The sequence below is a fragment of the Aquimarina sp. I32.4 genome, from assembly GCF_002924285.1.
Classification (GTDB): Bacteria; Bacteroidota; Bacteroidia; order Flavobacteriales; family Flavobacteriaceae; genus Aquimarina.
In genome coordinates, this window is the sequence record NZ_PGUB01000014.1 from 25,112 (window position 1) to 38,891 (window position 13,780).

The 13,780-nt window shown below is 31.4% G+C and carries 13 protein-coding genes; 4 read left to right on the top strand and 9 right to left on the bottom strand.

Features of this window, described 5'->3' with window-relative positions; all coding sequences use genetic code 11:
• The first annotated feature begins 24 nt into the window (after positions 1-24).
• From CVD18_RS04870 to CVD18_RS04885, 4 genes are read left to right on the top strand one after another with little or no spacing between them, the layout of a single operon-like run.
• Positions 25-915: a MerR family transcriptional regulator gene (locus tag CVD18_RS04870; protein WP_103864357.1), complete on the top strand. Its 891-nt coding sequence runs from the start codon at positions 25-27 to the stop codon at positions 913-915.
• A gap of 18 nt (positions 916-933) precedes the next feature.
• Positions 934-2,424, top strand: a complete 1,491-nt coding sequence (locus CVD18_RS04875; RefSeq protein WP_103864322.1) for an NAD(P)/FAD-dependent oxidoreductase — start codon at positions 934-936, stop codon at positions 2,422-2,424.
• Between the two features lie 35 nt (positions 2,425-2,459).
• A complete protein-coding gene (locus CVD18_RS04880; RefSeq protein WP_103864323.1) occupies positions 2,460-3,299 on the top strand; it encodes a phytoene/squalene synthase family protein in 840 nt (279 codons plus the stop codon).
• A gap of 27 nt (positions 3,300-3,326) precedes the next feature.
• Positions 3,327-3,776 (top strand): sterol desaturase family protein, encoded by a 450-nt coding sequence (locus CVD18_RS04885; RefSeq protein ID WP_103864324.1) that lies wholly within the window; start codon positions 3,327-3,329, stop codon positions 3,774-3,776.
• Here the strand turns inward: CVD18_RS04885 and CVD18_RS04890 are convergent, their stop codons facing one another.
• From CVD18_RS04890 to CVD18_RS04930, 9 genes are all read right to left on the bottom strand, one after another.
• A complete protein-coding gene (locus CVD18_RS04890) occupies positions 3,777-4,337 on the bottom strand; it encodes a TlpA disulfide reductase family protein (RefSeq protein WP_103864325.1) in 561 nt (186 codons plus the stop codon). It abuts the gene before it with no gap.
• Positions 4,338-4,663: 326 nt separating this feature from the next.
• Entirely contained in the window at positions 4,664-5,575 is a 912-nt protein-coding gene (locus CVD18_RS04895; RefSeq protein ID WP_103864326.1) for a hypothetical protein, read from the bottom strand.
• A gap of 74 nt (positions 5,576-5,649) precedes the next feature.
• Entirely contained in the window at positions 5,650-6,318 is a 669-nt protein-coding gene (locus CVD18_RS04900) for a Crp/Fnr family transcriptional regulator (protein ID WP_103864327.1), read from the bottom strand.
• Positions 6,319-6,455: 137 nt separating this feature from the next.
• The gene (locus CVD18_RS04905; protein WP_103864328.1) at positions 6,456-8,720 is read right to left on the bottom strand and encodes an aconitate hydratase; all 2,265 of its coding nucleotides are present in this window, start codon (positions 8,718-8,720) and stop codon (positions 6,456-6,458) included.
• A gap of 349 nt (positions 8,721-9,069) precedes the next feature.
• Positions 9,070-9,489 (bottom strand): hypothetical protein, encoded by a 420-nt coding sequence (locus CVD18_RS04910; protein WP_103864329.1) that lies wholly within the window; start codon positions 9,487-9,489, stop codon positions 9,070-9,072.
• 224 nt (positions 9,490-9,713) lie between these two features.
• Positions 9,714-10,181 (bottom strand): lipocalin family protein, encoded by a 468-nt coding sequence (locus tag CVD18_RS04915; protein WP_103864330.1) that lies wholly within the window; start codon positions 10,179-10,181, stop codon positions 9,714-9,716.
• Between the two features lie 181 nt (positions 10,182-10,362).
• Positions 10,363-11,319, bottom strand: coding sequence for a MoxR family ATPase (locus tag CVD18_RS04920; RefSeq protein ID WP_103864331.1), 957 nt, complete (start codon positions 11,317-11,319; stop codon positions 10,363-10,365).
• A 6-nt stretch (positions 11,320-11,325) separates the two neighbouring features.
• The gene (locus CVD18_RS04925) at positions 11,326-12,777 is read right to left on the bottom strand and encodes a peptidylprolyl isomerase (RefSeq protein WP_233194474.1); all 1,452 of its coding nucleotides are present in this window, start codon (positions 12,775-12,777) and stop codon (positions 11,326-11,328) included.
• Positions 12,770-13,624 (bottom strand): peptidyl-prolyl cis-trans isomerase, encoded by an 855-nt coding sequence (locus CVD18_RS04930; protein ID WP_103864333.1) that lies wholly within the window; start codon positions 13,622-13,624, stop codon positions 12,770-12,772. Before CVD18_RS04930 ends, CVD18_RS04925 begins: the two co-directional genes overlap by 8 nt.
• Positions 13,625-13,780: the final 156 nt, after the last annotated feature.

Below are 13,780 nucleotides of genomic sequence, written 5' to 3' on the forward strand. Positions count from 1 at the left end.
TTGTTTAACGTTATTAAAAAAAAAGTGAACAACATAAAAAAAACATTCAGCATTAAAGATTTAGAAAATCTATGTGGTATCAAAGCTCACACCATAAGGATATGGGAAAAAAGATACAATCTTCTTTCTCCTGATCGCACAGAAACCAACATCAGAACATACAATCTAAAAAGTCTTCAAAAACTGCTGAATGTAACTTACCTAGTAAATAGCGGTTATAAAATATCAAGAATCTCTAAACTCAATGACCAAGAAATAAATGAATATGTGAGAAATATTATTTCTCACAATAGTATCAAAGATCAATCTATCAATTCTTTTAAAATTGCTATGCTCAATTATGATCTTTCTTTATTCTTAAATACATATGAGCAATTAGAAAACAAAAAGAGTTTTAGAGAAATATTTACTACTGTTTTTATCCCTCTCCTCAAAGAAATTGGTTTACTATGGCAAACCAGTACTATCACCCCTTCACACGAACGTTTTCTATCTAATTTAATAAAACAAAAACTTTTATTGAATATCGAAAAACTTCAATATTCTAAACCAACTAAAAACGACAAAGCATTTGTTTTATTTCTACCAGAAAATGAGATTCATGAATTGGGCTTGTTATACATTTATTATGAAATCCTTTTACATGGTTATAAAGTTATATATCTAGGAGCTAGCATTCCATTAGACAATCTCCCTCAAATACTTTCTTTACACAAGGAAATAATTTTTGTATCTTATTTTACTATCAGGCCAGAAAAAGAAAACATCAAAGCATATACCAGGGAGTTTAATAGCATTGTTTGTAATGATACCGTTTATGATTTATGGGTACTTGGTAAACAGGTTATAAATATCGACAGTGAAGATAATCACTATTATTTTGAATCTATCAGCTCATTGATTGCTGAGCTTTAACACAACACACTTTTTGTTATGCCAAAAAAAATAATTGTCATCGGTTCTGGTTTTTCTTCTCTATCTGCTTCATGCTATCTAGCGAAATTGGGATATGATGTAACGATTTTTGAAAAAAACGACACCATAGGGGGTAGAGCTAGACAATTAAAAAAAGAAGGATTCACTTTTGATATTGGTCCCTCTTGGTATTGGATGCCAGATGTGTTTGAAAGTTTTTTTAATGATTTTGGTACCTCTGTTTCTGATTATTATCAATTAGACAAATTAAACCCTGCATACAAAGTTTTTTTTAAAAAAAATGAAAGTCTCTTAATCAAAGATACGCTAGATAAGATATATAAAGCTTTTGAAAATGAAGAAGAAGGAAGCTCTATTAAACTTAAAAAATTTATAAAAACAGCACAGAACAACTATGATATTGCTATTAAAAATTTGGTATACAGACCTGGTGTTTCACCATTAGAATTGGTCACCAAAGATACTTTGATGAAGATAAAACAGTTTTTTAGTACCATTTCAAGAGAAGTACGCAAAGAGTTTAAAAATAAAAAACTAATTCAAATACTTGAATTTCCTGTACTTTTTCTAGGAGCAAAACCTAGTGATACTCCTTCTTTTTATAGCTTTATGAATTATGCTGATTTTGGACTAGGAACTTGGCACCCGAGAGGAGGTATGTATCAAGTTATACTCGGTATAAAAAAACTGGCTGAATCTCTAGGAGTAACCATTTGTACAAATTCTAATGTTGAAAAAATCCTTGTCAAACAAGGAAACGCTGCTGGAGTTATTGTAAACTCGACTACTATACTATCAGACATGGTATTATGTGGTGCTGATTATCATCATGGAGAAACCTTACTACCTCTTGAGTACAGACAATATTCTGAAAAATACTGGGAAAGTAAAGTTTTTGCACCATCAGCATTACTTTTTTATGTAGGTTTTGACAAAAAACTAGATAATATTCATCACCATAATTTATTTTTTGACACCGATTTTGATCAACATGCTAACAATATTTATGATCAACCTGCATGGCCAGAAGAACCTCTTTTTTATGCTAATTTTACTTCTATAACAGATCCTACATCTGCGCCAGAAGGAAAAGAAAATGGTTTTTTTCTAATTCCATTAGCCCCAGGAATAGAAGATACTGAGGCACTAAGAGAACGTTATTTTGAGAAAATAATAACTCGTTTTGAAAAACTTACTAATCAAAATATCAGAAACGCTATAATTTTTAAAAAATCATTTTGTGTAAAAGACTTTATCAAAGAATATAATTCTTACAAAGGAAACGCTTATGGAATGGCTAATACTCTTTTACAAACTGCTTTTTTAAGACCTAAATTAAAAAGTAAGAAAGTAAACAAGTTATTTTTTACTGGGCAACTTACAGTCCCAGGCCCTGGTGTGCCCCCTTCTCTTATTTCTGGAAAACTCGTGGCTGGATTAATTGAAGCTCAACAAAACATCAAGAAATCACAATTTATCACAACATAATAACTCATTGCATTAGACCATAAAACTAATTGATTATGAAATTAATTTTTGATACCGTATCGTATAGTTGTAGCAAGATTGTTACCAACTCGTATAGCACGTCATTTTCTCTTGCCTCAAAAATGTTATCTGGTTCTATACGACAAGATATTTATAATATTTATGGATTTGTACGGTTTGCAGATGAAATTGTTGATACATTTCATAAGTATGATAAAGAAAGATTATTTAACGACTTTGAACAAGAAATGTATCGAGGGATTCAAGATAAAATCAGTTTAAATCCAATTATTAATTCTTTTCAAAAAACAGTACATCAATACAATATCCCCCCAGAGTTATACGAAGCTTTTATGAGTAGCATGAGATTAGACCTACATAAGACTAAATATTTAACAGATCAAGAGTATAAAGAATATATTTACGGGTCTGCCGATGTAGTTGGCTTAATGTGTTTAAAAGTATTTGTAAACGGAGATCAAGCTAAATATGATGAATTAAAACAAAGCGCAATGTATCTGGGATCAGCTTTTCAAAAGGTTAATTTCTTACGTGATCTAAAATCTGATCATGAGGTTCTGGATAGATCTTATTTTCCTAATATTGATTTAAGTCAATTAAATGAAGGCGCTAAATCAAAAATTATTAAAGAAATAGAAGAAGATTTTGACAATGCTCTAAAAGGAATTCTAAAACTTCCTGTAGAAGCTAAATTTGGAGTTTATATGGCTTATGTATACTATAAAAAACTATTAAACAAGCTTAAAAAAACTCCTTCTCTAGAAATAAAAAACACCCGCATACGAGTTTCTAATTATCAAAAAATTCAGTTACTCGCCAAATCTTATTTTGATTATCAATTAAATCTAATTTAGCCGTATTTTTATATAAAAATCTATCTTGTGAAAATTCTTATTCAGCTTTTAGTTTTTTTTACCACTTTCTGTGTTATGGAGTTTATGGCTTGGTTTACACACAAGTACATAATGCATGGTTTTTTATGGATTCTTCATAAGGATCACCATCATAAGGATCATGGTAACTGGTGGGAACGTAATGATTTATTTTTTATCTTTTATGCTATTGTAAGTATGTCCTGTATTTTATTTCACCACCCACAAACTTTCTGGCTAGGAAGACCTATCGGTTTTGGGATATTGGCATATGGAATTGCTTATTTTGTAGTACATGATATTTTTATACATCAACGCTTTAAATTATTAAAAAAGACTAATAATCGATATGCTAAAGGACTAAGAAGAGCACATAAAATGCATCATAAAAATATAAAAAAGGAAAAAGGAGAATGTTTTGGCATGTTATTCGTTCCTTTTAAATACTTCAAAAAATAACTATTGATCCAGTAAGCTATCAATTGTTTCTCTTACTTTGGTAGTATTCCAATCTGCCGCACCTACTTTATCAATAATTATATTTCCTTTTTTATCTATCAAATAAGTTGCAGGTATTGTTTTGCTTATAAAAGGCTTAGGATGCTCAGATAATGACCGATATATTGGGTAGTTATAGTTTTTATTTTTCATAAACTTATTTAATTCTGGATCATCATCTGTAGTAACAAAAAGAAACACAACTTTATCTTGATAATCATTATACAGTTTTTGCAAAGAAGGCATCTCTGCAATACATGGCGGACACCATGTTGCCCAATAATTAATCAAAACAACTTTATCTCTGGCTGTATCAAAATTAATAGAAGGTGTATTCACCCCATGTAGTTTCCAGTCATAAGTTGCTACTTTTTTTCTTTCTTCTACTTCTACTATACTAGGACTAAAAGAAAAAATTCTAGTTAGAAATATTTGCATCATTCCTCTAGTGTTAGGAATAAAAAATAGCACCAATATGATTACAAAAATTATATTAGAAATCTTTTTTTTCTCAAACTTCATTCGTTTGGCTTTTATACTTTACAATTAAACAATTTTTATAACTACTGGTCAATCCTCTAATCAATTTAAAATTAATTATATAGTCACTCTACTCTTTCTATCAATATTTAATAAAATCAGTACCGATAATTCTGTCTTAGAACCTGTATTCTACTTACAAAGTTATATAAATAATTATACCTGCAACGAGATTTATAAAGTCTTACTTACATCATGGCAACAAAAATTAATGGACTGAAGCTATTACCCTATATTTTGACAATAAAAGCGCAATCAGATTTATTGATTGCGCTTAAGAAAAACTAACAAAAATACTAATGAACTAACTATCTAGAAATGCTTCCCGTTGGGAAGGACTCACTATTAAGTTCAAAAGCATAACTTGTGGGTGCTGTTTCTGTACCAGCAGTTCCTACCAAAGGTTTTAATAAAAATGGTGCTGCGGCATTATCTGGAAAAGGTTCTACAGAAATTACAACGGCTTTTCCTCTAACATCTAATGGAAATGTTACTCCATCTGGTTCATTTCTAAAAAAGTCTTCTCCTGGCAATTGTGGTCCGTTTGAAGCTGTCTCACTAAATCCATCACTAGCACCTGCATTATCGTCTGCACTACCTCCCATTGTAAATGTACCTGTAGAAATTGGCACTCCTTCTGATACTACCCATCCTTCATATTTCCAACCTGCATCAAGAACTGGCAGTGTAAGAGTTGCTACTGGTGGCATTGCTGGGGTTCCAAACCATACTCCAAATTCATCATTACCATTATTGGCAGTCATGGGAGCTTCATCTGTAGGTGTTCTTAAAAAGAAATTCCCTGCCGAGTCTAAAAAATCCCCTTCTGTTATTACTGGGCCTAATCCTACAGTTGCAGTATTACCTGTACCAAAATCTCCTTTTAAAAGTTTTGTATCTGCTGGTGCAGGATCTGGATCTGGGGTTGGCTCAATAGTCAATACAAAAGATGTAGCTGCATTCAATGACTCTGTATTTACCGCAAAAGAAGTACTAGATAATTCTCCACTACTATTTACAGAAAATGTACCTGTAGAAACGGGATCTCCATTAACAATAATCCATCCTTCATACAAATAATCACTTCCTAAATCCTCTAAACCATTAAGATTAACTGTCAAATTTGATTCTGTAGATACATTACCTGAATCATCATCATCACTACAAGAAATGGCAATACATCCCATTACCAAAATACCTATAATTGCTTTTTTTAACATTACTTTTATTTTTATAATTATTACGATTATAAAAATAAAAGTAACTGAGCTCTTAAAATGTTAGCCATCTAACATTAAGCAACATTTTTTAATCGAATCTCTTTTCTATTGAAATCAATGATATTAGATTCTTTCAATTCGTTCAGAATAATGTTTAATGTCGGTCTGGAAGTTCCTATGAGATGGGCGATATCTTTTTGAGTATATGGGTGCTCTATTACCATATCTCCTGTATGAGGACAACAATGCCCATAATCTTCCTTAAGTTCATTCAAGAATTCTAGTAATCTTGTTTTGGTATCTTTAAACAGAAGTAATTGCAATCTTCGTTCTAAGCGCTTGAAACGCATTCCTATAAATTTATAGATTCTTAAGCTGAAGGACTGATTGTCTTTCATAAGTTCATGCATAGTTTCTACTCCAATGGGGCATATAGAGGTAGTATTATCAAGAGACTGGGCAAATTCTGTTCTTTTATTTTCTCCAAGAATTGCTTTTTCCCCAAAAATTTCTCCTTTGATAAGAATAGCTTTTATAACTTCATGACCATCTTCTGCATAATATCCTATTTTGACTTTTCCTTTTTCTATAAGATATATTTTATTGGCAGAATCTTCTTCAAAATAGATATAATCATTCTTTCTATAAGCATCAAAATCATGATCTTTTTTATACTCTTTAAACTTATGCGGACATAATATCTTGAAGAGGTTTGCATCCTCAAAGAACCAAATAGTACTCATGATAATGTATGTTTTAAAGTGTTAGTTTACAAAATTAGAACGCAAAACATGAAAATTCCTTACATTATTGATGTAAAAAACTCCTTAAAACTTTGTTTTAAGGAGTTCTTATTTTTTACATAAAAGAGTCTATCTTCTTATGCATTTTCCTTTTTTATAAGGTTTAATGCTGAACCTTCTTTAAACCATTCTATTTGAGAATCATTATAAGTATGATTTAATAATATTAGGTCCTTGGAATCATCAGAATGAACAACCTCTAGTGTCAATTGTTTTCCTGGAGCAAATTGCTCAAGATCTATAAAGTTAAAGGTATCGTCCTCTTGTATCAAGTCATAATCATTTTCATTTGCAAAAGTCAATCCAAGCATTCCTTGTTTCTTAAGATTTGTCTCATGAATACGAGCAAATGATTTTACAATTACAGCACGTACTCCTAAATGACGTGGCTCCATAGCTGCATGTTCTCTTGATGATCCTTCTCCATAGTTATGATCTCCTACTACTATGGTAGGTACTCCTGCAGCTTTATACGTTCGCTGTACATTTGGCACACCATCATACTCACCATTCAACTGACTTTTTACAAAATTAGTTTTCTTGTTATAAGCATTTACTGCACCGATCAAACAATTGTTGGAAATATTATCTAAATGTCCTCTATAACGTAACCATGGTCCTGCCATAGAGATATGATCTGTAGTACATTTACCAAATGCTTTTATAAGTAGTTTGGCTCCAGTAATATTTTTTCCATCCCAAGCCTTAAACGGGTTTAACAATTCTAATCTTTCTGATTCTGGATTTACTACTATTTCAACACTAGAACCATCTTTTTGTGGTGCAAGATAACCTGCATCTTCTACATCAAAACCTTTTGGAGGTAATTCCCACCCTGTAGGTTCATCCAACATTACTTCTTCTCCATTCTCATTGATTAGTTTATCTGTAATAGGGTTAAAATCTAACCTTCCTGAGATTGCAACTGCGGCAACCATTTCTGGTGAAGCAACAAAGGCATGTGTATTAGGATTGCCGTCTGCTCTTTTTGCAAAGTTTCTATTAAAAGAGTGTATAATTGAATTTTTTTCTTCTTTATCTGCTCCTTCTCTTGCCCATTGGCCAATACATGGTCCACATGCATTTGTAAATATTTTTGCGTCTAATTTTTCAAAAATATCGAGTAAACCATCTCTCTCTGCAGTAAATCTTACTTGTTCTGATCCTGGATTGATCCCGAATTCTGCTTTGGTTTTTAATCCTTTATCTACAGCTTGTTGCGCTATTGATGCTGCTCTTGATAAATCTTCATAAGATGAGTTGGTACAAGACCCTATCAATCCCCACTCTACTTTAAGTGGCCAATCATTAGACTTTGCTTTATCTGTCATTTCTCCAACTGGTGTAGCTAAATCTGGAGTGAATGGACCATTTACATGGGGTTTCAATTCTGATAAATTAATCTCTATAACTTGATCAAAATATTGTTCTGGATTTGCATATACTTCTGAATCTCCTGTAAGGTGTTCTTTTACCTCATTTGCAGCGTCTGCTATATCACTACGATCTGTAGCACGTAAATAACGCTCCATAGATTCATCATATCCAAAAGTAGAAGTTGTTGCTCCTATTTCTGCTCCCATATTACAGATGGTACCTTTACCTGTACAAGACATAGATTCTGCACCAGGTCCAAAATACTCTACAATAGCTCCAGTACCTCCTTTTACGGTAAGGATACCTGCTACTTTAAGAATAACATCCTTTGGTGCTGTCCAACCACTAAGTTTCCCAGTTAATTTTACTCCTATCAATTTAGGAAATTTAAGTTCCCATGGCATTCCTGCCATTACATCTACGGCATCTGCTCCACCAACTCCAATAGCAACCATCCCTAATCCTCCTGCATTTACTGTATGTGAATCGGTACCGATCATCATACCTCCTGGAAATGCATAGTTTTCTAATACTACTTGATGAATAATTCCTGCTCCTGGTTTCCAAAATCCAATTCCGTATTTATTGGATACTGATTCTAGAAAATTAAATACTTCATTACTTGTATTTAAGGCTGTTTGTAAATCTTTATCTGCACCTACTTTTGCCTGAATCAAGTGATCACAGTGCACTGTTGTTGGTACTGCTACTTTTGTTTTACCTGCTTGCATAAATTGTAATAATGCCATTTGAGCAGTTGCATCTTGGCAAGCGATACGATCTGGTGCAAAGTCTACATAATCTTTACCACGAGTGAACGCTTTCTGGGAGTCATTGCCCCACAAATGCGAATACAAAATTTTCTCTGCCAGAGTTAAAGGTGTACCTGTTATTTCACGTGCTGCGTTAACACGATCTGATAACTGATCGTAAACCTTTTTAATCATATCGATATCGAATGCCATATCTATTATTTTTTTATATTGAAAAGTTCTGCAAAAATACGAATTTTAAAAGATTTTATTAAATGAATACTTCTTATCGGCTCTTTTTGCTTTTTTAAAAAAATATAGGCTTTCATTTATTGATATCCATAAATTTAATTTATGAATTTTATAAAATCAATAAAAATTAAGATAAGAAAATAACTCGCTCTAAAACGAAGTTACGAAAACGTTATAGTTATTCTGTTAAAATTTACTCATTAAGTGAGATTTTAATGCTCTGAAACTTACTCTGAGACAATTTATTTATAAAAAGTATAAGTGAGGTTCTAGAACCTCACTTATACTTTTGTAAGAAAACCTAATTTTATTAGTTTTTCTTCTTTTCATGCCTCTTCTTTTTAAAGCTTTCATACTGCTCTAATTGAACTGCAGTAAGTGTTGCTTTAAACTTTTCATTTTCACTCTTCATTAATTCCCTATGTTTTTTAAGCATCCCTTTTTGCTCTTTATTCCATGTACTTTTCAAGGCTTTTCTTTTTCCTTTTCTTGAGAGGTCTTCATTTTCTACAATTGCCAATTGTTCTTCTGTAAAGCTATCATGCATTACTGCTCGTTGTTTTTTTCTGAGCGTTCTTTTATTATTTAATTGTTCTTTCTGAGTTTCAGACAGGCTTTCATAAAATTCTTTTTTTAAGACCTTACGTTCTTTACGGCTTACATCAGGTTGTGCAGATACGGTAATAGCACTTATTACTAATGCTATAAAATATATTATACTATTTTTCATTTATTTCTTTTTCAATATTAAACTTATGTATTATTTATCCTGAACGTTCAATACTAAGACTGATACATTCTAAAAAGGTTTAATATTGAAGTAAAACAAAGGTTAAGAAAAAATTGTTATACCGTAAACTCTCTATAAGTAGTAAGGCACTTCTTAAAAAGAAGTGCCTTACTACTTATTCTAAATAACTTATACAAAAAGCTACCAATGCTAATAGTAGTTTTTTAACGTATATAATGGATATAATATGTTTCTGGATTTCCTTGCTCGTCAGTTTGAGAGGCAGATAATATTAAATTATTCATGTCCAATCGATCAATATTTTCTGCCAATTTTTCTTCAAAATTAGTACCTTCAAATTTAATTATCCGTTTAAGTGTTTTTCCTTCTATTTCCCAAGTTCCTTTTTCATCTACATTATCATCAACACAAGTATCATTATCTAAGAAAAAGTCTGATTCATAAAAAGTATTATCTTTAGAGAAATTCATAAAGTTCATCTCTTCACACCCACTAAGTTTATCAGCTACAAAATTAGTATCTACAATCACCCCATATTCTTTTATATTCCAAGTATCGGACACTAAAATCTCTGTTTGAGTCAATTCTACCGAATTATCATCGTCACTATTACAAGATATCATTAGGCTTAAAGAAATAACAGTAACTAATTTTAAAAAAGTTTTTTTCATTTTTTTATTTTGGATTTTTATTAATGTTAATTAGGTTAACATTAAATATATATGTCAGAACAAAACAAAATGTTACCTTATTTTTGCTCTTTTTTTGCCTATAAAAAACACTCTTCTATATATCAAACACATAGATTACAAAAAAGTTCAAAAGTAGTTATGTGGTTTACAAAAAATAGTTTTAGAACAAACTAATAATAATATTTTCTATACTTATTCCTTCTGCTTCTGCTTTATAATTTTTTATCATACGATGGCGCAAAATCCCCATTGCTACTGCTTGTATATCTTCTATATCAGGAGAAAATTTACCTTTTATAGCTGCATTTGCTTTGGCTGCAAGAATAAGGTTCTGAGAAGCTCTTGGTCCTGCTCCCCAGTCTATATAGTTTTTGACCAAATCGGTTGCTGTTTCTTCATTAGGCCTAGTTTTACCAACCATTTTTACAGCATATTCAATTACATTATCTGCGACAGGAACACGACGTATCAATTGCTGAAAATCAATAATATCTTGTGCTGTAAATAATGAATTAATTGTTTTTGTAGTACCACCTGTTGTACTTTTTACTACATCTACTTCTTCTTGAAAACTCGGATATTTTAGCTCTATTGCAAACATAAATCTATCCAATTGTGCTTCTGGAAGCGGGTATGTCCCTTCTTGTTCTATAGGATTTTGTGTTGCCAACACAAAATATGGAAGGTCTAATTTATAATGATGTCCTGCTACAGTGACTGATCGTTCTTGCATAGCTTCAAGAAGGGCTGCTTGAGTTTTTGGAGGAGTACGGTTGATTTCATCTGCCAATATAATATTAGAAAATATTGGGCCTTTTATAAATTTAAAATGTCTTGTTTCGTCTAATATTTCACTTCCTAAGATATCACTAGGCATCAAATCTGGTGTAAACTGAATTCTTTTAAAATCCAATCCTAAGGCTTGCGAGATGGTATTAACCATTAGCGTTTTGGCTAATCCTGGAACACCTATTAGCAATGCATGCCCTCCTGAAAAGATCGAAATAAGAATTTGATCGATTACCTTTTCTTGCCCAATAATTACCTTAGAAATTTCATTTTTAAGTTCTGAATGTTTTTTTACCAGTTTTTCTATAGCCGCTACGTCTTCTGACATATTTTTTTATTTTTTTAACCAGTTACCGCTATATTCACAGTCTCTGTACTCTCCATTAATTTTTATATAAGTATCCATTATTTTCTCATTCTGCCACTTACGAATTGCATCAATTTGTTTTTTCCTCTTTGCTAATTCCTGTATTTTAAGATAATCATTAGCATAATCTGCTATATGCTCATCATATCGATTAAGGACTGTTATCAATTTAAACTTTTTTCTACCTTGACGGTCTTGATCAGGAATTACTAAAGAAACTTCATTGGTTTTTAATTTAGATACTTGATCATACAATATAGGGTCAATTTTGGTAAGTTCAAAATGAGTATCTCCTGTTGTTGGATTTAATAATTGCCCTCCATCTTCACGAGTTTCTTTCTCGTCACTAAACTTTCTTGCTGCTTCTTGAAATTTAATAGATCCAGAAACAATACTTGTTCTTACAGAGTCTATTAATCTTTTGGCTTCTGTAACGCTTTCTCTTGTAACATCAGGAATAAGAAGGATATGTCTTACATCTATTTCTTCTCCTCGTATTTTATCTACTTTCACGATATGCCATCCAAAATCAGTTTTGAAAGGTTCACTTACTTCTCCTTCTTGTAAACTAAAAGAAACATCTTTAAATTCTTTTGCAAAATTTGTCTTGCGATCTAATGTATATTTTCCTCCAGTAGATTTTGATCCAGGGTCTTGAGAATACAATACTGCTTTGGTTGCAAAACTACTTCCGTTTTCTACAATATCTTCTCTAAATTGACTTAAACGATCTATTACTTTTTGTTCTTCTTCTTGTGGTATTTCTGGTTCTATTACTATTTGAGCTAATTCAATCTCTGTACCAAAAAGTGGTCTTTCTTCTTCTGGAATATCATCAAAAAATTCTCTTACTTCTTCTGGAGTAATCTCAATACCTTCTATAATCTTAGCTCTCATTTGCTCAGATAGTCTGTTTGATTTATTGATCTCGAAAAGTTCTTTTCTGAAATCTGAGATATTATCTTTTTTATAGAAGCTCAATACTTTTTCTACTGTACCCAATTCATTGGTCATATAACCCAATTGCTGATCTACCATAGAATTAACTTCAGCATCTTTGACAATAATACTATCTTGTACTGCATGATGTGCATATAATTTACTCTCAAATAAACTACCTGCAAGTTCACAGCGACTTACATCTGATGAAGAAACGCCCTCACTAACCAATTGTTTATATGCAATATCTACATCACTATCTAATAGTACATTTTCTCCAATTACTGCTGCTACACCATCTATTTTCATTTTCTGAAAAGGCGCTTTCACTGTATCTGTTACTACTGCAAGTGTATCATTTGCAACAACCTTTGCTATAACAGTAGTATCTTGCACTACTTCTTCTATAACATCTTGGGCATAAATTTGTGTACTTATATTAAAGGTAAGTATTGCACAAAGTGCGGTAGTTTTAATCATATACTTCAAATTGTTTGTTCTCAACTGCATCTCTTGTAATATCTTTTTCTATTTTTTTTATCAGCTCCAGTTTTCTTTTATTCAATATAATTTGTCTTATCGTGGGTTTTATGTACTCTAGCGGAGCTACTTCACTGCGCCTTAATACCTCCTTCATTTTTACCATATACACTCCTGTAGAATCACTAAGTTGTATATATTTCCCTTTTTTTAAGAACTTTACTTTATCTTGTTTTTTTAGAATTGGAATTTTGTGTAACACCTGATCCAACTCTATCCAAACAGAATCATTTAATGAATATGTAAGAAATTCTAGCTTTTTACTTTCTAGTTCTTCTACATCTTCTTCTTTAAAACGATTTAATTGCTGTTGCGTTGCAACAATATTTTCATAATCTGGTGGCAAATGTAAGTAACGTAATTTTACTATCTCTTGATTAAGATTAAAATTTTTCAAATTTTGATCGTAATAAGATTGAAGATCTTGCTCTGTAATCTCCATATTTATAGATTTTTTGATCACCGCATTTTTATATGCATTGATATATAATGTACTTTGGTAGCTTTCTACAAGATCCTCAAATTCTTTGAGCTCTTCTTCTGTAAGGTTTAATTTTGCTTTATCTATAAATAATTGGCGGGTTGCCCATGTTTTAATATAACTATTTACAATATTTGCACTATCCTGCTCTGAAGCGTTTTTGGGTACTAAATCTTTGATTTCTTCTTTATACAGATACGCATCATTTACTCGGGCAATAGTTTGTTTTTTGGAGTTATTTTTAAATTTTTGACATGAAGTAGCTATAATGAATAATAGCAGTAGTAGTAGTTTGTAGTATTTCATTTTTTTATAATAATTTGAGAATCATAAAACATAACCTTTATTCATTAGAATTAATGCTGTTTTTTGTGCATGGGTACTATTACTTTTTTATGATTTACTCAAGTATTTCAACCTTTATTATGTTGTTTATAGTATAGGGTTTTACATTTTTAAATT

Coding starts and splice junctions, on each gene's coding strand:
- CVD18_RS04920 (WP_103864331.1), bottom strand. CDS start 11,319: ATGTCAGAAGACGTAGCGGCTATAGAAAAACTGGTAAAAAAACATTCA.
- CVD18_RS04910 (WP_103864329.1), bottom strand. CDS start 9,489: ATGAAAAATAGTATAATATATTTTATAGCATTAGTAATAAGTGCTATT.
- CVD18_RS04915 (WP_103864330.1), bottom strand. CDS start 10,181: ATGAAAAAAACTTTTTTAAAATTAGTTACTGTTATTTCTTTAAGCCTA.
- CVD18_RS04895 (WP_103864326.1), bottom strand. CDS start 5,575: ATGTTAAAAAAAGCAATTATAGGTATTTTGGTAATGGGATGTATTGCC.
- CVD18_RS04890 (WP_103864325.1), bottom strand. CDS start 4,337: ATGAAGTTTGAGAAAAAAAAGATTTCTAATATAATTTTTGTAATCATA.
- CVD18_RS04925 (WP_233194474.1), bottom strand. CDS start 12,777: ATGATTAAAACTACCGCACTTTGTGCAATACTTACCTTTAATATAAGT.
- CVD18_RS04880 (WP_103864323.1), top strand. CDS start 2,460: ATGAAATTAATTTTTGATACCGTATCGTATAGTTGTAGCAAGATTGTT.
- CVD18_RS04875 (WP_103864322.1), top strand. CDS start 934: ATGCCAAAAAAAATAATTGTCATCGGTTCTGGTTTTTCTTCTCTATCT.
- CVD18_RS04900 (WP_103864327.1), bottom strand. CDS start 6,318: ATGAGTACTATTTGGTTCTTTGAGGATGCAAACCTCTTCAAGATATTA.
- CVD18_RS04930 (WP_103864333.1), bottom strand. CDS start 13,624: ATGAAATACTACAAACTACTACTACTGCTATTATTCATTATAGCTACT.
- CVD18_RS04905 (WP_103864328.1), bottom strand. CDS start 8,720: ATGGCATTCGATATCGATATGATTAAAAAGGTTTACGATCAGTTATCA.